This window comes from Cupriavidus sp. 2SB (assembly GCF_005503625.1).
Classification (GTDB): Bacteria; Pseudomonadota; Gammaproteobacteria; order Burkholderiales; family Burkholderiaceae; genus Cupriavidus.
In genome coordinates this window covers 1-22,352 of record NZ_SCMX01000050.1, presented here as the reverse complement: position 1 = coordinate 22,352, position 22,352 = coordinate 1, and the positions used below count along the sequence as shown (strand labels likewise).

Below are 22,352 nucleotides of genomic sequence, written 5' to 3'. Positions count from 1 at the left end.
ATGAGCAACCGACCTTTGCTTGGCTGCATCGCCGACGATTTCACCGGCGCCACCGACCTCGCCAACACGCTGGTCCGCAACGGCATGCGCACCGTGCAGACCATCGGCGTGCCGGTGGGCACTGTCGAGGCCGATGCCGTGGTCGTGGCGCTGAAATCGCGCACGATTTCCGCCGATGACGCCGTGGCCCAGTCGCTGGCCGCGCTCGAATGGCTGCGCGCCCAAGGCTGCCGCCAGTTCGTGTTCAAGTACTGCTCGACGTTCGACTCCACCGACGCCGGCAATATCGGACCCGTGGCCGAGGCGCTGCTGGGTGCGCTGGGCAGCGACTTCACCATCGCCTGCCCCGCCTTCCCCGAGAACGGCCGCACGATCTTCCGCGGCCATCTGTTCGTGGGCGATGCACTGCTCAACGAATCGGGCATGGAACATCATCCGCTGACGCCGATGACCGATGCCAACCTCGTGCGCGTACTGCAGCGCCAGAGCCAGTCCAAGGTGGGACTGCTGCGTCACGACACCGTTGGCAAGGGACCGGAAGCCGTGCGCGCACGCATCGACGCCCTGCGCGCCGAAGGCGTGAAGCTCGCGATTGCCGATGCGGTCTCCGATGCCGATCTGTTCGCGCTGGGCGAAGGCTGCGCCGCGCTGCCGCTGATCACGGGCGGCTCGGGCATTGCGCTGGGCCTCCCCGAGAACTTCCGTCGCGCCGGACTGCTGCCGCAACGCGACAACGCTGCCGAGGTGCCGGCGGTCGATGGTCCTGGCGTGGTGCTGGCAGGTAGCGCGTCGCGCGCCACCAATGGACAGGTTGCGCACTGGATCGCGCAAAACCGCCCCGCCCTGCGTATCGATCCGCTGCGTCTGGCACGCGGCGAAGCCGTGGCCGACGAGGCGCTGGCCTTTGCTGCATCCCACAACGAACCCGTGCTGATCTACGCCACCGCACAGCCCGAGGAAGTGAAAGCCGTGCAGGCCGAACTGGGCGTAGCGCGTGCCGGTGAACTGGTTGAGCACGCGCTGGCTGCGGTAGCGGCGGGCCTGAAGGCACGCGGCACGCGGCGCTTCGTGGTGGCCGGTGGCGAGACCTCGGGCGCAGTGGTGCAGGCGCTCGGCGTGCAGTCGCTGCGCATCGGCCGCCAGATCGCGCCCGGTGTGCCGGCCACAGTGACGCTGGGCGATGACCCGCTGGCGCTGGCGCTGAAATCCGGCAACTTCGGCGGCGAGAACTTCTTCGACGAAGCCCTTAATGCGCTGGGAGCAGCACGATGAGCCAGGAAAGCGCACTGCGCGAAGAGATCTGCCGCGTCGGCGCGAGCCTGTACCAGCGCGGCTACACGGTGGGCTCGGCAGGCAATATCAGCGCGCGGCTCGACGACGGCTGGTTGATCACGCCGACCGACGCCTGCCTTGGCACGCTCGATCCGGCGGCTGTGGCCAAGGTGGCGACCGATGGAAGCTGGGTGTCCGGCGACAAGCCATCGAAGACGCTGACGCTGCATCGCTGCGTGTACGACAACAACCCCGATGCGCATGGCGTGGTCCATACGCACTCCACCAACCTCGTCGCGCTGACGCTGGCCGGTGTCTGGCAGCCGGACGACGTGCTGCCGCCTATCACGCCGTACTACGTGATGAAGGTGGGCCATATCCCGCTGATCCCCTACCACCGCCCCGGCGACCCCGCCGTGGCCGCCCGTGTGGCGCAGCTTGCCCGCGAGGTGCGCGGCGTGCTGCTGGCGCGCCTGGGCCCGGTGGTGTGGGAGGGCAGCGTGTCCCGCGCGGCCTACGCGCTCGAAGAGCTCGAAGAAACCGCCAAGCTGTGGATGATGCTGCGCGACAAGCCGGCGCCGCTCGATGAGCAGGCGCTGGTGGAGCTAAGGGATACGTTCAAGGTGAAGTGGTGAAGGTGAAATCCCACGCCTAGTTTTGCTCCCCTCTCCCGCTTTGGCGGGAGAGGGGCTGGGGGAGAGGGCAAGCGCCCGGTCTGGCGACATCGAATAACAACGCCCTGCCCTCTCCCCGACCCTCTCCCGCCCTGCGGGAGAGGGAGAACACCGACCGGTTCAAATCCAAGGAGACTTCCAATGACCGCATCCAACCCCGCGGCGGGGACTGCCGACGCTCGGCTAGACGCCGACAGCACCGTCGAGAAACGCGCCTACAACAAGGTGTTCTGGCGCATCATGCCGTTCCTGATGCTCTGCTACGTGATCGCTTATCTCGATCGCGTAAACGTGGGCTTTGCCAAGTTGCAGATGGCGCAGGACCTGCAATTCTCCGAGACCGTGTTCGGCCTGGGCGCCGGCCTGTTCTTCATCGGCTACTTTCTGTTCGAGGTGCCCAGCAACCTGCTGATGCACCGCATCGGCGCGCGTATCTGGATTGCGCGGATCATGATCACGTGGGGCATCATCTCGGCGGCGTTCGTGTTCGTGCAGACGCCGACGCAGTTCTACGTCATGCGCTTCCTGCTCGGCCTGGCCGAAGCGGGCTTCTACCCGGGCGTGATCCTGTACCTGACGTACTGGTATCCGTCGCACCGCCGCGCCAAGATGATCGCGCTGTTCATGTCGGGCATCCCGGTGGCTGGCATGTTCGGCAACCCGTTGTCCGGCTGGATCATGGACGCGTTCAACGGCACGCACGGCTGGGCCGGCTGGCAGTGGATGTTCTTCATCGAGGCACTGCCTGCGCTGGCCATCGGCATCGTGACCGTGTTCGTACTGCGTGACGGTATCGACAAGGCGCCCTGGCTCGACAACGACGAGAAGCGTGTGCTCAAGCGCAATATCGAGGAAGACGAGCGCGCCGCCAAGGCCGCTGCCGCAACGGCTGGTGGCCGCGACGTGCATTCGCTGGGTGCCGTGTTCAGCGACCGTCGCGTGTGGTGGATGTGCCTGATCTACTTCTGCTTTGTGACCGGCCAGTACGCGCTGACGTTCTGGATGCCGACACTGGTCAAGGCCAGCGGCGTCACCGGCAACCTCAACATCGGTTTGCTGTCCGCGATTCCGTTCCTCTGCGCCATCGTGGTGATGAACATCCTGGGCCACAGTGCCGATGCACGCCGCGAACGTCGCTGGCACCTGATCGTGCCTGCGCTGATGGGCGCCACGGGCTTTGCCATCGCCGCCTCGTTCACCCACAATACGACGGTGGCCATCGCGGCGCTGTCGCTGGCCGCCGCTGGCGTACTGACCTGCGCACCGCTGTTCTGGTCGCTGCCTACCGCCTTCATGAGCGGCATTGCCGCCGCATCGGGCATCGCCGTGGTCAACTCGGTGGGTAACCTGGCCGGATTCGTGTCGCCGTACATGGTGGGTGCACTCAAGGACATGACCCAGAGCACGCAACTGCCGATGTATGTGCTTTCCGCGATCCTGATGGTAGGCGCCCTGCTGGTCTGGCTGACGCCGGCCAAGATGGTCAATCGCTGATCCCGATCTTCCGATACAAGGAGCCGACATGCCGCGCTTTGCCGCGAACCTCTCGATGATGTACACGGAGCACGACTTCCTGGACCGCTTCGGCGCTGCCGCGAAGGATGGCTTCCAGGCCGTCGAGTACCTGTTCCCGTACGATCATCCCGCCGCCGAGATCCGCAAGCGGCTCGACGACCATGGCCTGACCCAGGCGCTGTTCAACGCGCCGCCCGGAGACTGGGCCGCTGGCGAACGCGGCACGGCCGCCCTGCCGGGCCGCGAGGCCGAGTTCCGCACGGGCTTTGCCAAGGCGCTGGAATACGCCTCGGTGATCGGCAACGACCGCATCCACGTCATGGCAGGACTGGTGCCCGCCGATGCGGATCGCGCCCGTTGCCGCGCGGTCTATCTCGAAAACCTGGCCTACGCCGCAGCCTCGGCTGCCGCGCACGGCGTGACTGTGCTGATCGAGCCGATCAACACACGTGACATGCCGGGTTACTTCCTGAACCTGCAGGGCGACGGCCAGACCATCTGCCAGCAAGTGGGCGCCGCGAATCTCAAGGTGCAGTTCGACTGCTACCACTGCCAGATCATGGAAGGCGATATCGCCAAGAAGCTGCAGCGCGACTTTGCCGGCATCGGTCATATCCAGATCGCGGGCGTGCCCGAGCGGCACGAGCCGAGCCTCGGCGAACTGAACTACCCCTACCTGTTTGACGTGATCGACCAGCTTGGCTACACGGGCTGGATCGGCTGCGAGTACCGGCCCCGCGCTGGCACGTCGGAAGGCCTGGGCTGGTTGAAGCCTTACCTGAATCGATAAGACCTGGACGTTGCAATGAAAGTACTGATTACCGGCGGCGCCGGCTTCCTGGGCCTGCAGTTGGCCCGCCTGCTGCTCAAGCGCGGCACGCTGAACCTCGGCGGCAAGGCCGTCACCATCGACCAGCTCACGCTGCTGGACGTGGTGGCGCCGCAGATCGACGATGCGCGCGTGCGCGTGGTCACCGGCGACCTGTCGGATCCGGCCGTGCTGGCGCAAGCCATCGACCGCGAGACTGGTGCGATCTTCCACCTGGCCGCCGTGGTCAGCGGGCAAGCCGAGGCCGATTTCGACCTGGGCATGCGCGTGAACCTGGACGCCTCGCGCGCCCTGCTCGAAACCTGCCGCACGCTGGGCCATGCGCCGCGCGTGGTGTTCACGAGTTCGGTGGCCGTCTATGGCGGCAAGCTGCCGGCCGTAGTGCAGGACGATACCGCGCTGAATCCGCAATCGTCGTATGGCGTGCAGAAGGCGATTGGCGAGCTGCTGCTGACGGACTACAGCCGGCGCGGTTTTGTTGATGGCCGCGTGCTGCGGTTGCCGACCATCAGCGTGCGCCCGGGCAAGCCCAATGCGGCGGCGTCGTCGTTCGCCAGTGGCATCATCCGCGAACCGCTCTCGGGCGAGGCAGCGAACTGCCCGGTGGACCCGGCCACGTCACTGTGGCTGCTGTCGCCGCGCGGTGCCATTCAGGCGCTAGTCAACGGTATCGAACTCGACGGCGAACGCTTCGGCAATCGTCGTGTGGTGAACCTGCCGGGGTTGTCGGTGACGGCTGCGCAAATGGTGGAGGCACTGCGTCGCGTGGCGGGCGATGCCGTGGCGGATCGGGTCACGTGGAACCGTGAAGAACGTGTCGAGAAGATCGTCGGGACCTGGCCGGCCGCGTGGGATGTGTCACGCGCGGTGGCGCTGGGGTTCGAAAGCGATGCGAGCTTTGATGATGTGATTCGGGGGTATGCGGAGGATGTGGGGGTGTCTATCTAGACCCCTTGGTGTTCTCCCCTCTGGTGGTTTGCTCCCCTCTCCCGCTTGCGGGAGAGGGGAGAAAACCAACAGGGGTCGGGGTCTTTCAAGAAGCCGGCACCACCACCTCCCACCCCCCGATCTTCTCCCTCACCTCTCCCGGAATCGGTGCCGATTTCTGCGTCGTCGGATCGGCGCAGACGTACACGATCTCGCCGGTGATCAGGTGCTCGTCACCGCGGTACATCTCCACGCGGAACAGCATGCTCGACCGGCCCAGCCGCGCCATGCGTCCACGGATCTCCAACTCATCGTCGAAGCGTGCCGAGGCGTGATACTCCAGCGTGGACTTGACCACAAAGATGTCCACCCCATGCGCGTGCAGCACGTCTTCCGGATAACGGATGCCCACCGCGCGCCAATACTCGGTCACGCAGATATCGCAATACGTCAGGTAATGGGCGTTGAAGACGATTGATTGTGGATCGACTTCTGACCAGCGCACGCGCAGCGGCACGCTGTGGCGAAAATCCTCTTTGGCCATCGGTTTGGCGCTCCCCATGAAAAACGGGGCGCCCTGTTCTCGTCAGGAGCGCCCCGTGATCGGCTTGGCTTACTGCGGCTTGGCCAGGCCCAGTTTCTCGATGATCGCGCGCTCGCGCTTGACCGTGTCCGCGGCAAACGCGGCGTACTGGCTGGTGCTCATGTAGTACGGCTCCATATCGAACTTGGCAAGCGATTCGCGGTAGTTCGGCATCTCCATGGCTTGCTTGAAGGCGTCATGCAGCTTCTTGACGATGGCCGGGTCGGTGCCCTTGGGCGCCACGAGGCCGAACGGCGAAGTCTGCACGATGCCCATGCCCAGTTCCTTGAGCGTCGGCACGTTCGGGAAACGCGCCGAGCGCTTGTCGCCCCAGGTCGACAGCAGACGCAGCTTGCCGGTCTCCACGTACTGCGCCCAGGCCGGGGTGTCCGCCACGGACATCACGTGGCCGCCCAGCAGAGCCTGCATCGATTCCGAGTTGCCCTTGTACGGAATGTGCGAGAACTGCACGCCCTGGCGCAGTGCCAGGTCTTCCATGGTCAGGTGCAGCGTGGTCATCGAGCCCGGCGAGCCATACGTCAGCTTGCCCGGGTTGGCCTTGGCGTAGGCGATGTAATCCTGCATCGTCTTGATCGGCGAATCGGCCGGCACGACCAGGCCGAACGAGTAGCCAGCCAGGTTGATCACGTAGCTGAGGTCCTTGACCGGGTCCCAGTTGATCTTTTGCGTGTACGGCAGACGGTAGACAGGCATGGCGACCTGCGCCAGCGTGTAGCCGTCGGGCGGCGTGGCCTGCATCATCTGGGCGGGCAGCACGCCACCAGCGCCGGGCTTGTTCTCGACGATCACGGGCTGGCCCAGGATCTTCGAGGCGTTTTCAGCCAGCACGCGGAACGGAATGTCGGTGGAACCGCCCGCGGTGTAGCCGATCACGAGGCGGATCGGCTTGGTCGGGAACTTGTCCGCCTGGGCGTATGCCGGCACGGCGGCGGTTGCGATCGCGGCGGTGGCGGCGATCAGGCCCATCTGGGCCATGAATTGGCGGCGTTGCATGAGTCTTTGTCTCCTTCTGCTGCAAAAATGCACTGTTGCGACTTCGATCAAACCGATAAAGCGATAAACAGTTGCAGGCTCGCCCCGGTGTTGTTGTGTGGGGTCGGGCGCGTTGTGCTGGACTGCGTGGTCGTTAGCTGTCGAACGCCTCCCGCAATGCGGCAACGGCATCGGCATGCGCACCCGCAACAGCGTGAATGAAACGTCCGAGCTTGAAAAAATCGTGAATCATGGTCGGGTAGTCGGCCAGCGTGGCCTTGACTCCGGCTGCCTGGAGCTTGGCCGCATAGGCCACGCCCTCGTCGTGCAGCGGGTCGTAGCCGGCCACGGCGATCCAGGCCGGACACACGCCACGCACATCGGCGCCCTGCCCGCCACCGTCGAGCGGCGCAAAGCGCCAGTCGTCGCGGCTCTCATCGCGGTCGAGGTACTGGCCGAAAAACCACTGGATCATGTCCGCCGTCAGCAGGTAGCCATCGGCCAATGCACGATTCGATGGGGTGTCCTGCCTCGCACTGGTGCCGGGATAGATCAGCAGTTGCAGCACGGGTTCCAGGCCGGTGTTGCGCGCCTCGATGGCGCAGGCTGCCGCGAGCGTGCCACCCGCGCTATCTCCACCGAGTGCGATGCGCGCCGGATCGGCACCCAGCTTGGCTGCTTCGGCAAAGACCCAGTGGAGGACGTCGAACGCGTCCTGGGCCGCCGTCGGAAACTTCCAGTCGGGCCCGAGCCGGTAGTCCACCGACAGCACCAGGCAGTCGGCATCGTTGCAGAGCATGCGGCACAGCGGATCGTGCGAATTGATGCTGCCGACCGTGAAGCCGCCACCGTGGAAATACACCAGCAGCGGCAGCGGATCGGCCCAACTGGCTTCGCGCGGCGCATAAAGCCGCACCGGGATGCCGTAGCCGTCGCGCGCGGGAATCGTGAAATTCTCCACGCCATGCACGGCGGCCGGCGGGATATCCAGAATCAGCGCGCTCTTCTCGTAGCCGATCTTCGCGTCAGCGGGCTCCATCGTATGGATGGCCGGGCGTTTGGCGCGCGCGACCAATTCCAGCAACTGCGCAACTTGCGGGTCGAGCGGCTGGTCGGGCAAGCCGGGAACGGACGGAGAGGGCTGAGCGGACATCGGAAGCAATCGAAGTCGGGGCACGCGGGCATGTTAGACCCGAATGCCGACCGGGGGCGCACCAGTACGGCGTTCAAAATGTGAACGACCATTTGTGAACGGTCGTTCGATTTCCATATCATGCCAGCGTTTCCGCTACGCAGCATTACGAAATAACCCTTGGCGAGCCGGTTGCTCCACCTTTTGCGCGATCATCGGCCATGTCATAAGCGGCGTTTGCCGCCTATGCTTGGAACACAATCCCATGACCCAGGAGACACCATGACGGGCGAACACTTGCAGGTTGTGCACGGCGATATCACGCGGATGGAAGTCGATGCCATTGTCAACGCGGCCAACAATGGCTTGCTGGGCGGAGGCGGTGTGGACGGCGCGATCCATGGTGCGGGCGGCCCGTCGATCATGGCGGCGTGCCGTGCGCTGCGCGACAAGCAAGGCGGATGTCCCACCGGGGAGGCGGTGATCACCACGGGTGGCCTGTTGCCGGCACCCTATGTCATTCATGCCGTGGGTCCGGTGTGGCACGGGGGCGGACAGAACGAGGATGCACAACTGGCGAGTGCCTACCGGAGCAGCATCCGGCTGGCCGCCGAACACAACCTGCGCACGGTGGCCTTCCCGAACATCAGCACCGGTGTCTATGGATTCCCGCGCGAGCGGGCCGTGGACATCGCCATTGCTGCGGTCCGGGAGGCACTGGCCAAGGCGCCCACCATCGAACAGGTCACGTTCGTCTGCTTCGACGACGAGAACTTCAAGCTCTACCGCGATCGGCTGCGGTAGAACGGAAGTCTTCGTTCAGGGCAGCGCGCTGCGGATCAGCAGGTTGATCCGCTCGGGCTGCTCATGGATGACCCAGTGCGTGCCTTCGGGAATGCGTTCGAGCCGCATGTCGGGCACGAACGCGTCCAGACCATCCACCAGCGTCTTCGGCAGCGCGCGGTCGTTCTCGCCCCAGATCACCAGCGTTGGCACCCGGACGACGAACATGGCCGGGTCCAGCCGCGAGATATCGGGCGCGGTCTCGCCCTTGGCGGGCGGATGCATCGGCGTGGCGCGGTAATAGTTCACTCCGCCGGTCAGCGAATGCGAGCCGTTGTCGCCGGGTTCGGACCACGCCCCGTGATAGCGCACGCGCGTATCGCCCGAGAACCACGCGGGCAGCGCGCCAGCCTCGCCAGTCAGCATTTTCTCCAGCAATGCAAACTCGTTGGCGGCCAGCGCCTGCTCTGAACCGGGCTTGCGCAGCCAGTTCATATAGGCCGATGCCTGCTGCTGCGCCGGATCAGCCGACAACGCGCGCGCGAACAGATACGGATGTGGCGAATTGATGATGACGAAGCGCTCGATCAGCTCGGGATGCTGCGCCGCAAGATTCCAGCACACCGCGCCGCCCCAGTCATGCGCCACGATTACGCATGTCTCGTAACCCAGCACGCGGATGAACTGCACGAGGTCTTCGACGAGCAGCTTGGGCCGATAGGCCTCAGGCTCGGCCGGCTTGCTCGACAGGTTGAAGCCGCGCAGGTCAGGCGCCACCGCAAAATGTGTCTGACCGAACTCGGCAAGCTGGCGCTCCCAGGCGTACCAGAATTCGGGAAAACCATGCACGAACAGGATCAGCGGCTTGCCCGGCTCGCCTGCGCTACCGTAATGCAGCCGCGTGCCATTGGGCAGGTTGGCGAACTGCAGGTGATGAATCACGGCAGGCGCGGTCATCATGGTCTCCCTCTTCGCTTCCGTCATCGCGGATCTCCCGAAAGGCTATGCAAGAACGTGACCAGGTCAGCCGCGCAGCGCGGCAACCAGGCTGGCGCGAACTTCTGACTTGTCACCGAACGGATCGCCCGGATTGCGCTGGTTGACGATGTCCTCCATGCGCTGGCGAACCGTGGCAAGGGCCTGCGGGTGGGAATAAATATAGAAGCTTTCGTTGCGGATGGCGTCGAACGTGAGCTGCGCCACATCGGCCGCGGAGACCTTGCCCGAACCCACTGCCTTGTCCGACAGCGCTTGCGACACCATCTGCGAACGCGTGGGCGGTGCGTCGTTGGCAAGCCCCGCGGGACGATTGCGGTGCGACTGGCTGATGCCGGTCGGCACGAAGTACGGGCACAGCACCGAGCAGCGCACCTGTTCGGTGACCAGGCTCAGGTCTTGATAAAGCGTTTCCGTCAGCGCCACCACGGCATGCTTCGACACGTTGTAGACGCCCATCGCTGGCGGGTTCAGCAGTCCGGCCATCGATGCCGTGTTGACGATATGGCCCTGGAACGAGGGGTCCTTCTTCGCGGCCTCCAGCATCAACGGCGTGAAAATCCGCACGCCGTGCACCACGCCATACAGGTTCACGCCGAGCACCCACTCCCAATCTTTCTCGGTGTTCTCCCAGACCAGTCCGCCCGCACCGACGCCAGCATTGTTGAAAACGAGGTTGACCTCGCCAAAGGCTGTCATCGCCGCATCGGCCAACGCTTGCACCTCGGCAGCCTTCGACACATCAGCACGCAGTCCGATCACCTGCGCGCCCTGGGCCTTGAACTCGGCCACGGTGGAATCGAGCGCGTCTTCCTGAACATCGGCCAGCACAAGCTTCATGCCACGTTGCGCACCGATCTTCGCGAACTCCTTGCCAAACCCCGATGCTCCACCGGTGATCACTGCAACCTTGCCTTCGAACTGGTTCATGGTGTCTCCGTCGATGTGTTTTGTTTTGTGTTTGTTTGCTCCCCTCTCCCGCGCGCGGGAGAGGGGTTGGGGGAGAGGGCCAGCGGCTCTGCTTGCCGACTTATCGGAATTTGAACCGCTTGCCCTCTCCCCTGCCCCTCTCCCATAGGGAGAGGGAAAAACCAACGGGGTCGGTGATGCTCAGACTGCCGCCTGCACCCAATACCCCTGCCTAGGAAAATGAACATTCACCGCCCCGGCCCGGGAATCCTGGCGGCGGATCGTCACCACGTGTTCCGTCAGCGTCAGCAGCACGCCAGCGACGGGGTCCTTCGCGTAGTCGGTGGGCGTCACGGTCACGGCGTCGCCTGCGGAGAAGCCGCTGCCGGGCAGGATCGTCGTGTCATGCGGCAGTGGATCGTGGTCATACGCATCGGCCAGCGCGGATTCGGACGGAATCACGCGCAGCTTGCCGTGTCCGTATGCCTGCATCCGCGTGAACCACGTCTTGACCAGCGGATAGCCATCGAGCACTGCCGCCAGCGGCGTAGCCCGCCGGATAAACCAGATGCAGTGGAACAGCGAGAAATCCGCAATCGACAACTCCGGGCCAGCCACGTGCTGCACGCCAGCCGCAAACTGGGTCTGCAGCCGGGCAAAGGTCTCGTGGAGCATCGCAGCGGCTTCGGGCAGCGGCATGCGCAGCGCATTGGTGTCGCCACGCATCGCCTTGCGGTCGGCCATGAACGCCTGGATCTGCCCGGGGCTCAAGTGGGCCAGCATCACCTGCACGCCAGCCGGTTGCATCGTGTACGTGACCGATGCCGTGAACAGCGCGCTGTCGATCCACGCTGCCGTCATGCGCGCCTGCGCGGCCTGGAAGGCCGGATACAGCGGCGGCTGGGGCGCCAACCGGTCGAGCACATCGCAAATCAGTGCGGTATCGCAGTAGATGTCTGCCCCGATCTGCATGACCGGGGTACGCCGATAACCGCCAGTCAGCGCCGTCACGTCGGGCTTGGGCATGATCGGCGGAATCTCCACCGCGCACCATGACAAGCCCTTGGCGCCCAGCACCAGGCGGACTTTCTCGGAAAACGGCGAAGTTGCGTATTGATGCAGGATGATGTCAGGCATCCATTCCTCTCCAGGGAGTGATTAAAAGGGTCTACCCCTGTTAATCGAGCAAATCCGGCTGTTCCTTAACAATACGTGCGTATAACGGCTGGAACTGGAACCATCCGGCCTGCGCTGTGCCGACGATGGAATACGACTGGCGCGCCGCTGCGTCACTGATCGTCTTCGGCGCCTGACCAGTGCGTGCAGCAGCCGATTCGGCCAGGATCTGCACCTGGCAGGAGCGCTCCATCGTGATGAACCACCAAGCGGCTTCGTCCACTGTCTTGCCCACTGTCAGCAGGCCATGGTTCTGCAGGATGGCTGCCTTGTTGGAACCAAGGGCGTTCGCAATGCGCTGGCCTTCGTCCAGTTCCACCACCACGCCGCCGAAATCGTCATAGAGCGCGTGGTCGTCGTAGAACGCGCAGACATCCTGCGTCAGCGGGTCGAGCTTGCGACCGAGCGTGGACCATGCCCGCCCATAGGTGCTGTGGGAGTGCGCCGCCGCCACGGCATCTTCGCGTGTCTGATGGATGCGCGAATGAATCGCGAAGGCCGCTGCGTTAACGGGGTAGTCGCCCTCCACCACATTGCCGTGGTGATCGCAGCGAATCAGGTTCGAAACATTGACCTGACTGAAATGCACACCGAACGGATTGACCCAGAAGGTATCCGTGAACTCGGGGTCGCGAGCCGTGATATGACCGGCCACCCCTTCGTCGAAACCAAACTTGGAGAACAGCCGGAACGACGCCGCCAGCCGCTGCTTGCGATGCAGCCGCTCTTCCGCCGCCGTCTCGAACCTGGGCGGGCGTGGCAGCATGCGATAACGGGCCTTGACCTCTTCGGACAGACCGGACGCGATCTCGTCACGGTCTGCGGGCGCTTGCGGTGCGTTCATGGGCTGTCTCCTGTGAGTGGGGTGCGCCCCTTTGCGAGGCGTCTTTCCCGGATGGCTTTGTGGCTTTGCGATTTACGACAGTTTCACAAGCTGCTTGCCGAAGTTCTTGCCCTTGAGCAGGCCGATAAAGGCTTCCGGCGCACTGGCCAGCCCTTCGGCCACGCTCTCGCGGAATTTGATCTTGCCTTGGGCCACATAGCCGCCCAGTTCCTTCAGCGCCTGCGGCCACACTTCCATGTGCTCGGACACGATGAAGCCTTCGATCTTGCAGCGCGAGACCAGAATGGCGCGCGGGTTGCGGATCGGCATGTCCTGGCCGTCATAGCCAGCGATCAGGCCGCATACCGCGATGCGTGCGAACGGGTTCAGGCGAGCCAGCACCACATCGAGGATGTCGCCGCCGACGTTCTCGAAGTAGCCATCCACACCCTTCGGCGTCACCGCCTTGAGCATGCCGTACAGTTCCTTGGCATCCTTGGCGGCCTTGTAGTCGATGCAGGCATCGAAGCCCAGCTCCTTCGTCACGTAGTCGCACTTGTCCTTGCCGCCGGCCACACCCACCACATAGCAGCCTGCCAGCTTGGCGAGCTGACCCACCACGCTACCCACGGCACCCGATGCGGCGCTGACCACGATGGTCTCGCCAGCCTTCGGCGCGATGATCTTGTTCAGGCCGTACCATGCCGTCACGCCGGGCATACCGACCGAACCGAGATAGGCCGACAGCGGAATATGCGTGGTATCCACCTTCTGCATGCCACCGCCATCGGTGACGCCGATCTCCTGCCAACCGAACATGCCGACGACCTTGTCGCCCACGTTCCACTTCGGATTCTTGCTGGCAATGACTTCACCCACGGTGCCACCGATCATCACTTCATCAAGCGGCTGCGGGTCGGCGTAGGACTTGCCTTCACCCATGCGGCCGCGCATATACGGGTCCAGCGACAGGAAATGGTTGCGCACCAGCACCTGACCATCGGCCAGTTCGGGCACGGGCACGTCTTCCAGGCGGAAGTTGTCGGGGGTGACGGCTGCGGTGGGGCGCGAGGCCAGGACGATACGCTTGTAGGTTTGGTTCGACATATTCGTTTCCTTCACTCGGTGGGAGGTCGGTCTAAGTTTGAACAGGGCGCGCCGGAATCAACCGTCCGCGCCCGAATCGGCCGCCCCGCTCTCGCGTTTGGGCGGCATACGCTTGATGAACTTGAACGTACCGGATGCCTTGGAAACGATCTTTCCATCGGCATCGACAATCTCGCCTTCGCAGAACACCATCGTCGAAGTGCGATGCACGACTTGCCCGCGCGCGGTCATCTTGCCGCGTCCCGGCGCCATAAAGCTCGTTTTCATTTCGATGGTGACCACGCCGCGTCCATCCGGATCGGACGAGCGGCCAGCAATGGCCATGGCGACATCCAGCAGCGTCATGAGCACGCCGCCGTGGGCCATGTCCCAGCTGTTCTGGTGCCGTTGCTGCACCTCGAGTTCGATCTCGCTGCGGCCATCCTCCATGTAGTTACAGAGGACGCCCATATCGGCGAGGAATGGGATGGTGAGGGGGCATTGGGTCATTTGGGGCTGAACTGAAAATTGGCTTGCATTATGCCTCTGGTTGGCTCCCCTCTCCCGCCTGCGGGAGAGGGGTTGGGGGAGAGGGCCAGCGGTTCTAACACCACAAGTCGTGGCTTGAACCTCCGACCCTCTCCCCCTGCCCCTCTCCCGTTTTACGGGAGAGGGGAGCAAACCAAGGGCAACGGTTACACAGCGCTCACGCCTCCATCCACCGCCAGCACCTGCCCCGTAATGTGCTTGCCTGCATCCGAAGCAAACAGCAGCGCCGCACCCTTTAGATCTTCGTCATCGCCCAGGCGGCGCAGTGGCACGCCTTCGCACATCTTGTCCACGCCGATGCGTTCCAGCGAGCCGCGCGTCATCTTCGACGGGAAGAAGCCCGGCGCCAACGCGTTGACGGTGATGTTGTGCTCGCCCCATTCCGCCGCCAGCGTGCGCGTGAAGTTGATCACGGCGCCCTTCGACGTGTTGTAGGCAATCGTTTCCATCGTGCCCGGCGGGTTGCCGGCCAGCCCTGCAATCGACGCCACGTTGATGATGCGGCCGTGGCGGCGCGGGATCATCGACTGCTTGCCGATTGTCTGCGACAGCAGGAACAGCCCGCGGATATTCAGGTTCATCACCTTGTCCCAGGCTTCGACCGGATGGTCTTCGGCCGGGGCGCCCCACGTGGCACCGGCATTGTTGACGAGGATGTCCACGTGGCCGAGCCGGGCCAGTGCTTCATCGGCCAGCCGGGCGATCTCGTCATCGCGTGCAGCATCGGCAGCGATGAACGAGGCATCGATGCCTCGCGACTTTAAATGCGCCTGCGCCGATTCCAGTTCGTCAGCCTTGCGCGCCGACAGCACCACGCGCGCGCCCTGCTCGCCGAGCGCCTCGGCAATCTGAAGCCCCAGGCCGCGCGAACCGCCGGTGATCAGCGCGGTGCGGCCCTTGAGGTCAAACAGTTGCTGGATGGTTCTCATGGTTGTCTCCCGTTCTAGTTTTTTAGAACCAGCTGTCCTGCATATCCAGCGTGGTCCGGTCCAGCGAGGCGAGCAGGTCGAACTGCGGATACACCTTCGGCAGTTCGAAGCGGAAGAAGTACGCCGCTGCCGCCAACTTGCCGCGATAGAAATCGATATCGTCGCCCTGCGCCGACGCCAGCGCGGCCTGTGCGACCAGCGCCTGTTCCAGCCAGATCCACGACACGACCACGTGCCCGAAGGCTTCGAGGTACACGGAAGCATTGGCCAGCGTCACGTTCGGATCGCCCGCCGCCCATAGTTCGCGCGTGACCTCGGCCAACCGACTGGCCGCCGCACCCAGCGCCTTCGCCTGTTCGGCCAGCGTGGCATCGCCCGTACCGAGCGCTCGCGCGCAGGTGTCTTGCACCCGTTGGCCCAGCAACTGGAACGCTGCTCCGTCCTGCATCACGACCTTGCGGCCCAGCAGGTCCAGGCCCTGGATACCATGCGTGCCTTCGTGGATCGGATTCAGGCGGTTGTCGCGATAGAACTGTTCGACGTTGTATTCGCGCGTGTAGCCATACCCGCCATGTACCTGGATGGCGAGGTTGTTGGCTTCAAGGCACCACTGCGACGGCCAGCTCTTGGCAATCGGCGTCAGGATGTCGAGCAGCAGCGACATTTCGCGATGCTTTGCTGCATCGCCCGCCGCCTTGGCCGCGTGCTCGTCGTCCACGAGCCGGGCGCAATACAGGTTCAGCGCGAGGCCGCCTTCGACATAGCTCTTCTGCGCCAGCAGCATACGGCGAACGTCGGCGTGCTCGACCAATCGGACTTGCGGCGAAGCCGGGTCCTTGCCTTGCGGGCCGACCGGCCGCCCTTGCGGACGGTTGCGCGCGTAGTCGAGCGAATGGAGGTAGCCGGTGTAGCCAAGCGCCACGGCGCCCAGGCCCACGCCGATGCGCGCCTCGTTCATCATGTGGAACATGCAGGCCAGGCCCTTGTGCGGCTCGCCTACGAGGTAGCCAATCGCACCGGCCTTGCCGCCCGGCTGATACTTCATGCCCTCGCCGAAGTTCAGCAGGCAGTTGGTGGTGCCGCGATAGCCCATCTTGTGGTTCAGGCCAGCCAGCACCACGTCGTTGTGCTCGCCCAGCGAACCATCGGCATTGACCAGATACTTCGGCACGATAAAGAGCGAGATGCCCTTCACGCCCGGAATCAGCTTGCCATCGGGGCCGGGGATCTTTGCCAGTACCAGATGGACGATGTTCTCCGACAGTTCGTGCTCGCCGGCCGAGATCCACATCTTGTTGCCGCGCAGGCGGTATTGCTGGCCCAGTGGCGATTCGCCTTCATAGTCGGCGCGCGTCGCGACATCGGACAGCGACGAACCCGCCTGCGGCTCCGACAGGCACATCGTGCCGAAGAAGCGGCCTTCCAGTTCGGGACGCACAAAGGTGTCGATCTGCGCCGGAGTGCCGTGCGTCAACAACAGGTTCGAGTTGCCGATCGTCAGGAACGGATACGAGCTGGTGCCAACGTTGGCGGCCTTGAAATAGGCAAACGCCGCCTTTTCCAGGGTGACCGGCAACTGCATGCCGCCGTAGTCGTAATCCTGGCCGGCGGCCATGAGGCCAGCCTCGCAGAACGCCTTCAGCGCGACCTTGACCTCAGGAATGATCGTAACGGTCTCGCCATCGAAATGCGGTTCGTGCGCATCGCTTTTCTTGTTGTGCGGCGCGAACAGGTCGGTGGCGATTTTTTCGCAGGTATCGAGCGCGGCATCGAAGGTCTCGCGCGAATGGTCTGCAAAACGGGGAATCTGCGTCAGTGACTCGGCATCGAGCCATTCGTACAGCACGAAATTGAGATCACGACGGGAAAGGATCAGCGACATGGAATGCGAAGCTCCGGGCTGAAACGAGAAGGAAGTGTATAGCTGGCTTAGCTCCCCTCTCCCGCCCAGCGGGAGAGGGGTTGGGGGAGAGGGGCAGCGGTTCAAATTGCCACAAACCGGCAAGCAGAACCTCGTTCCCTCTCCCCTGCCCCTCTCCCGGAGGGAGAGGGGAAACAACAACGACAACAAGAAGCAGTCGAAATGCCTTACAGCACCTCGAACAGCCCAGCCGCACCTTGGCCGCCGCCGATGCACATCGTCACCACGACGTACTTGACGCCGCGACGCTTGCCTTCGATCAGCGCGTGGCCAACCAGACGCGCGCCCGACACACCGTACGGGTGGCCCACGGCGATGGCGCCGCCGTTGACGTTCAGGCGGTCCATCGGAATGCCCAGCTTGTCGGCGCAGTACAGCACCTGCACGGCAAAGGCTTCGTTCAGTTCCCACAGGCCGATATCGTCGACCTTGAGGCCAGCCTTCTTGAGCAGCTTTGGCACCGCGAACACCGGGCCGATACCCATTTCGTCCGGCTCGCAGCCTGCCACGGCAAAGCCGCGGAACACGCCCAGCGGTTGCAGACCCTTGGCAGCGGCCACGCGTGCATTCATCACCACGGCTGCCGAAGCGCCGTCCGAGAATTGCGATGCGTTGCCGGCCGTGATCACGCCACCCGGCATGGCCGTGCGGATCTTCGAGACGCCTTCCAGGGTGGTGTCGGCGCGAATGCCTTCATCGGCGTCGATCGTGACTTCCTTCGTCAGCAGTTGACCGGTGGCCTTGTCAGCCACGCCAGCCAGCACCGTCATCGGCACGATCTCGTCCTTGAACTTGCCGGCTTCCAGGGCGGCTGCGGCACGCAGCTGGCTCTGCACGCCGTACTCGTCCTGGCGATCCTTCGAGATGTTGTAGCGCTTGGCTACGTTCTCGGCGGTTTGCAGCATGCTCCAGTAGATTTCCGGCTTGTTCTTGTTGAGCCAGCTTTCCTGAATCATGTGGCGGTTCATTTCCTGCTGCACGCACGAGATGGATTCCACACCGCCTGCCACGAAGATGTCGCCTTCATCGGCGATCACGCGCTGCGCGGCCATGGCGATGGTCTGCAGGCCGGACGAGCAGAAGCGGTTGACGGTGGCGCCAGGCACGGTGACCGGGCAGCCGGCGCGCAGGGCAATCTGGCGCGCGATGTTGGCGCCGGTGGCGCCTTCGGGGTTGGCACAGCCCATCAGCACGTCTTCCACTTCGCCGCCGTCGATCTTGGCGCGGGAAATGGCGTGCTGCACCGCATGGCCGCCCAGCGTGGCGCCGTGCGTCATGTTGAAAGCGCCCTTCCAGCTCTTGGCCAGCGCGGTGCGCGCGGTGGATACGATGACTGCCTCGTTCATGTGTTGCTCCTCGGATTCTTTGTGTCTCTGCGTCTAGCGGAGGGATGTTCGGTGTCTGCGAAGGGATGGCATCGTTGCCCTCCCTTCGCGTATCGGCCAGTCAGCTTTTCAGCTTGTCAGCCGTTGAAGCCCTTGCCTTCGTCGGCCAGCTTCTGCAGCAGCGGCGCAACGGTCCAGGCTTCGCCGTGGTAACCCTTGGCGTAGCGCTTCATCGACTGGGCCACGTTGAACAGGCCAACCTGGTCTGCGTAGAGCATCGGGCCACCGCGGAACAGCGGGAAGCCGTAGCCGGTCAGGTAGACCATGTCGATGTCCGACGCCTTCGAGGCAATGCCCTCCTCCAGGATCTTGGCGCCTTCGTTCACCAGGGCAAACACCAGGCGCTCGACGATTTCCTCGTCCGAGATCTTGCGGCGCGTGATACCGAGCGACTTCGAATGCTCGACGATCATGTCGTTGACCTGCTGGTTCGGGTACGGCTTGCGGTCGCCCGCCTTGTAGTCGTACCAGCCCGCGCCGGTCTTCTGGCCGAAGCGGCCCATTTCGCACAGCAGGTCGGCGGTCTTCGAATACTGGATGTCCGGCTTGTCCACGGCGCGGCGCTTGCGGATGGCCCAGCCGATGTCGTTACCAGCGAGGTCGCCCATGCGGAACGGGCCCATGGCAAAGCCAAACTTCTCGACCGCCTTGTCCACTTGCTCCGGCAGCGCGCCTTCGTCCAGCAGATAGCCGGCCTGGCGGCTGTACTGCTCGATCATGCGGTTGCCGATAAAGCCGTCGCAGACGCCCGAGACCACGGCCGTCTTCTTGATCTTCTTGCCGATCTGCATGACGGTGGCCAGCACGTCCTTGCCGGTCTTCTCGCCGCGCACCACTTCCAGCAGCTTCATCACGTTGGCCGGGCTGAAGAAGTGCATGCCGACCACGTCCTGCGGACGACGCGTGAACGAGGCAATCTTGTTCACGTCGAGCGTGGAGGTGTTGGAGGCCAGGATCGCGCCGTCCTTCATCACTTCGTCCAGCTTCTTGAAGACGATTTCCTTGACGCCCATTTCTTCGAACACGGCCTCGATCACGAGGTCGGCATCCTTGATGTCGTCATAGGACAGCGTGGTGCTCAGCAGGCCCATGCGCTGCTCGACCTTCTCGGCCGTCAGCTTGCCCTTCTTGGCGCTGTTGTCGTAGTTCTTGCGGATGATGCCGACGCCACGGTCGAGCGCTTCCTGCTTGGTTTCCAGCATGATCACGGGGATGCCGGCGTTCAGGAAGTTCATCGTGATGCCACCGCCCATCGTGCCGGCGCCGATCACGGCAACCTTCTCGATCTTGCGGACCGGCGTGCCTTCCGGCACATCGGGGATCTTGCTTGCGGCGCGCTCGCCGAAGAACGCATGGCGCAGCGCGCGCGATTCCGGCGTACCGACCAGGTACATGAAGCCTTCGCGCTCTTCCTTCAGACCTTGCTCGAACGGCTTCAGCGATGCGGCCACGGCGTCCACGCACTTCGACGGCGCCGGGAAGTTCTTTGCCACGGCTGCCACGGTGTTGCGAGCGAAAGCGATGAAGCCTTCGGCGTTTTCATGGCGCACCTTCAGGTCACGCACCTTCGGATGCGGGCCGCTTGCAGCGCCCACGTTCTGTGCGAACTTGACGGCGGCAGGCAGCACGTCGCCGTCAACGACTTCGTCGAACAGCTTCGAACCTGCGAACTTTTCGGAAGGAATGGCCGTGCCGGACACGATCATGTTCAGCGCGTGCTCGAGCCCGATCAGGCGCGGCAAGCGTTGCGTGCCACCGGCGCCCGGCAGCAGGCCCAGCTTGACTTCGGGCAGCGCAATCTGCGCGCCCTTGGCGGCCACACGGTAGTTGCAGCCCAGTGCCAGTTCCAGGCCACCGCCCATGGCCACGGAGTGGATCGCAGCGACGACCGGCTTGGTCGAGGCTTCCAGCACACGGATCACCGAGTGGAGCGTCGGCTCCTGGGTGGCCTTGAGCGTATTGAATTCGCGGATATCGGCGCCGCCCGAGAATGCCTTGCCGGCGCCGGTGATGACGATGGCCTTGACGGCTGCATCGTCCAGCGCACGGGTCATGCCTTCGACGATGCCGAGGCGGGTGCTGTGACCCAGGCCATTGACGGGGGGATTGTCGAGCGTGATGACGGCGACGCCGTCCTGAACCTGATACTGCGCTGTCATACAAGTTCCTTTGGTGTGTGCGAGTCCTTGGGCCTTGCCTCTGGGGACTCCAGTTGTCTCGGGATTCGAATTCTCGAATAAAGGTGTTGCCGTACTGCGGTCTTGCCAGGATCGCGGCGGCTATGTTTTTGTGTCCGCAATCCCTTGCTCCACAAGCCCCTCCGGCTTGAAAGCGGGTCAAGCATACACAAAATAGCACGGTCGTTCAATTTCATTTTTCGACCATGAAAGTCCCGTCATGCGCAGGCTTCATGCCGGGATTTGCCGGCGTTCATGGTGAGCCGCCCGACCCGGCAAATCCCTCAGGGGGAACCCGTAGAGAATTGGTTTCGGTGCTGGACTTTGTTACTTTTGCGCCACTTTGTTTGCCTGGCGACTTTGCGAACATTTTTCATTGGAGGGCGGCCTCCAATCGTTGAAGAAGTCTGGGGTTGATGGTCCGCAAAGACAACGCTGACTGGCCTTGTCTATCGTCGAGGGTTCTTGTCGTCTGCAAAGGCCCTCACCATGTCAGTCGTTACGCACTCCCTAGTCTGGGCAATAGAAAGGGATCCTCGTCTAAAGAAAACGGTAATGGAGGCGCATCTCGCGAAGTTCGGCCCGGTCGCGCGGACGACCGATGTCCGGCTCATGGTCGAGATGTTGGGCCTCGATGAGACGGCTCGGCGCATGGAGGCCCGACGTGCCAAGCTCGAATTCAACGGCAGGATTCTCCGATGGATCGAGAACGGCATGGCGTCTCGAACTTGGTTTGCGGTGTCTGGAGCGCGGGGATTTCAGGACAAGCGGTATCAGGATGTTTGGAGTAAAGGGCCGATTCCGCAGGGGTACTACACGGCTAGACAGTCTGAGTTGCAGCGCAGAGAAGATTACCCGGCGTGGAACGTGGTGGCGTGCTACTTCGGCAAGGTTCCCCATCTGAAAAAAATCTCTGGTGCGTGGCCCGGATGTGAAATTGCCTGGGGCAACCGTCGCATCTGGCTAGAACCATTTGCCGGAACCTCGACGTTCGGTCGTAGCAACTTCTCCATCCACGGCGGACGTTACGCCGGATCGGCAGGATGCATCGACCTGACGTCAAGCATGCCCGACTTCGTTGATACCTTTCTCAAGTATGGCAAAGACCTCCAACTTCGCGTTTGCTATTGAAGTCGCCGCCCGGATCGTCATCTGCATCGTATCGGGCTTGGACGCACTTGGCATGATCGAGCATCTAATGTCGGACCTTTACCCAGAATTCGCGGGTGCTATGGTGGCCAATCTGGGCAGCGCGCTGCTGACTTTCGGATCCATGGCGTGGCCGTCTCGTCTGAACGCTACACGATGGTATCTATGCGGACCGTATTTCGCGCTGACGATTTTGGGGATATACCTTGCCAACTGCCTCGAGTGCTGGACGTGGCTGGACAAGGTCAACGGATTGCTGGGGTTGAACCCATTCTCCGCATGACGAAAGCCGCCCGCTTCGCGTTAGCTATCGGGCCTGTCAGGAATTTTGTGTGTAGGGCATAACATGTCGTTAAGGAGCATGTATGCCACGCAAACCGAAAGCCCCATTGCGGGAATTGCCCGCCATCCCGAAGGAATTAATTGATCAATTCGTCAAAGGCCCGATGACCGCCGAGGCGGTGCAGGATGCGGCCATGGCGTTCAAGAAGGCGCTGATCGAGCGTGCGCTGGGTGCCGAACTGGGCCATCACCTGGGCTATCC

The 22,352-nt window shown here is 63.4% G+C and carries 21 protein-coding genes and 1 pseudogene; 9 read left to right on the top strand and 13 right to left on the bottom strand.

Annotated elements, in window-relative coordinates:
- From otnK to denD, 5 genes are all read left to right on the top strand, one after another.
- Entirely contained in the window at positions 1-1,272 is a 1,272-nt protein-coding gene (gene otnK / locus FFS21_RS21355) for a 3-oxo-tetronate kinase (protein WP_137926724.1), read from the top strand.
- A complete protein-coding gene (otnC, locus tag FFS21_RS21350) occupies positions 1,269-1,907 on the top strand; it encodes a 3-oxo-tetronate 4-phosphate decarboxylase (RefSeq protein ID WP_137926723.1) in 639 nt (212 codons plus the stop codon). The genes otnK and otnC overlap by 4 nt, the downstream gene beginning before the upstream one ends.
- A gap of 180 nt (positions 1,908-2,087) precedes the next feature.
- Positions 2,088-3,440 carry an MFS transporter gene (locus FFS21_RS21345; protein ID WP_137926722.1) on the top strand — a complete coding sequence of 451 codons (1,353 nt, stop codon included), beginning with the start codon at positions 2,088-2,090 and terminating at the stop codon, positions 3,438-3,440.
- Between the two features lie 28 nt (positions 3,441-3,468).
- Complete coding sequence (gene otnI / locus FFS21_RS21340; RefSeq protein ID WP_137926721.1) at positions 3,469-4,251, top strand: 2-oxo-tetronate isomerase; 783 nt, start codon at positions 3,469-3,471, stop codon at positions 4,249-4,251.
- Positions 4,252-4,266: 15 nt separating this feature from the next.
- Complete coding sequence (denD, locus tag FFS21_RS21335) at positions 4,267-5,238, top strand: D-erythronate dehydrogenase (RefSeq protein WP_137926720.1); 972 nt, start codon at positions 4,267-4,269, stop codon at positions 5,236-5,238.
- Between the two features lie 85 nt (positions 5,239-5,323).
- On the opposite strand, the gene FFS21_RS21330 is transcribed toward denD, so the two are convergent.
- The 3 genes from FFS21_RS21330 to FFS21_RS21320 all read right to left on the bottom strand — a co-directional run bounded on the left by FFS21_RS21330 (position 5,324) and on the right by FFS21_RS21320 (position 7,946).
- Positions 5,324-5,761, bottom strand: coding sequence for a YbgC/FadM family acyl-CoA thioesterase (locus FFS21_RS21330; RefSeq protein WP_137926719.1), 438 nt, complete (start codon positions 5,759-5,761; stop codon positions 5,324-5,326).
- A gap of 69 nt (positions 5,762-5,830) precedes the next feature.
- Entirely contained in the window at positions 5,831-6,814 is a 984-nt protein-coding gene (locus FFS21_RS21325) for a tripartite tricarboxylate transporter substrate binding protein (RefSeq protein ID WP_137926718.1), read from the bottom strand.
- A gap of 133 nt (positions 6,815-6,947) precedes the next feature.
- The gene (locus FFS21_RS21320; RefSeq protein WP_137926717.1) at positions 6,948-7,946 is read right to left on the bottom strand and encodes an alpha/beta hydrolase; all 999 of its coding nucleotides are present in this window, start codon (positions 7,944-7,946) and stop codon (positions 6,948-6,950) included.
- Positions 7,947-8,207: 261 nt separating this feature from the next.
- Here FFS21_RS21320 and FFS21_RS21315 point away from each other — a divergent pair, with 261 nt between their 5' ends.
- On the top strand, positions 8,208-8,729 hold the full coding sequence (locus tag FFS21_RS21315) for an O-acetyl-ADP-ribose deacetylase (protein ID WP_137926716.1): 522 nt from the start codon (positions 8,208-8,210) through the stop codon (positions 8,727-8,729).
- A 15-nt stretch (positions 8,730-8,744) separates the two neighbouring features.
- Here the strand turns inward: FFS21_RS21315 and FFS21_RS21310 are convergent, their stop codons facing one another.
- The 10 genes from FFS21_RS21310 to FFS21_RS21265 form a co-directional block, all read right to left on the bottom strand.
- Positions 8,745-9,665, bottom strand: coding sequence for an alpha/beta fold hydrolase (locus FFS21_RS21310; RefSeq protein WP_137926748.1), 921 nt, complete (start codon positions 9,663-9,665; stop codon positions 8,745-8,747).
- A 66-nt stretch (positions 9,666-9,731) separates the two neighbouring features.
- Positions 9,732-10,634: an SDR family oxidoreductase gene (locus FFS21_RS21305; RefSeq protein ID WP_137926715.1), complete on the bottom strand. Its 903-nt coding sequence runs from the start codon at positions 10,632-10,634 to the stop codon at positions 9,732-9,734.
- Positions 10,635-10,814: 180 nt separating this feature from the next.
- Positions 10,815-11,750, bottom strand: a complete 936-nt coding sequence (locus FFS21_RS21300; protein ID WP_137926714.1) for a glutathione S-transferase family protein — start codon at positions 11,748-11,750, stop codon at positions 10,815-10,817.
- 40 nt (positions 11,751-11,790) lie between these two features.
- The gene (locus FFS21_RS21295) at positions 11,791-12,633 is read right to left on the bottom strand and encodes a class II aldolase/adducin family protein (protein ID WP_137926713.1); all 843 of its coding nucleotides are present in this window, start codon (positions 12,631-12,633) and stop codon (positions 11,791-11,793) included.
- A 72-nt stretch (positions 12,634-12,705) separates the two neighbouring features.
- Complete coding sequence (locus FFS21_RS21290) at positions 12,706-13,719, bottom strand: NADP-dependent oxidoreductase (protein WP_137926712.1); 1,014 nt, start codon at positions 13,717-13,719, stop codon at positions 12,706-12,708.
- Positions 13,720-13,776: 57 nt separating this feature from the next.
- Complete coding sequence (locus tag FFS21_RS21285) at positions 13,777-14,208, bottom strand: PaaI family thioesterase (protein WP_137926711.1); 432 nt, start codon at positions 14,206-14,208, stop codon at positions 13,777-13,779.
- A gap of 185 nt (positions 14,209-14,393) precedes the next feature.
- Positions 14,394-15,176, bottom strand: a complete 783-nt coding sequence (locus FFS21_RS21280) for an SDR family oxidoreductase (RefSeq protein WP_137926710.1) — start codon at positions 15,174-15,176, stop codon at positions 14,394-14,396.
- Between the two features lie 22 nt (positions 15,177-15,198).
- Positions 15,199-17,058, bottom strand: coding sequence for an acyl-CoA dehydrogenase (locus FFS21_RS21275; RefSeq protein WP_137926709.1), 1,860 nt, complete (start codon positions 17,056-17,058; stop codon positions 15,199-15,201).
- Between the two features lie 206 nt (positions 17,059-17,264).
- The gene (locus FFS21_RS21270; RefSeq protein WP_137926708.1) at positions 17,265-18,443 is read right to left on the bottom strand and encodes an acetyl-CoA C-acyltransferase; all 1,179 of its coding nucleotides are present in this window, start codon (positions 18,441-18,443) and stop codon (positions 17,265-17,267) included.
- 116 nt (positions 18,444-18,559) lie between these two features.
- On the bottom strand, positions 18,560-20,641 hold the full coding sequence (locus FFS21_RS21265; RefSeq protein ID WP_137926707.1) for a 3-hydroxyacyl-CoA dehydrogenase NAD-binding domain-containing protein: 2,082 nt from the start codon (positions 20,639-20,641) through the stop codon (positions 18,560-18,562).
- Positions 20,642-21,214: 573 nt separating this feature from the next.
- Here FFS21_RS21265 and FFS21_RS21260 point away from each other — a divergent pair.
- The 3 genes and pseudogenes from FFS21_RS21260 to FFS21_RS21250 form a co-directional block, all read left to right on the top strand.
- On the top strand, positions 21,215-21,790 hold the full coding sequence (locus tag FFS21_RS21260) for a hypothetical protein (protein ID WP_171020463.1): 576 nt from the start codon (positions 21,215-21,217) through the stop codon (positions 21,788-21,790).
- Complete coding sequence (locus FFS21_RS21255) at positions 21,756-22,091, top strand: hypothetical protein (protein ID WP_137926705.1); 336 nt, start codon at positions 21,756-21,758, stop codon at positions 22,089-22,091. Before FFS21_RS21260 ends, FFS21_RS21255 begins: the two co-directional genes overlap by 35 nt.
- An 82-nt stretch (positions 22,092-22,173) precedes the next feature.
- Positions 22,174-22,352 (top strand): annotated as a pseudogene (locus tag FFS21_RS21250) (IS256 family transposase); the annotation flags it as partial.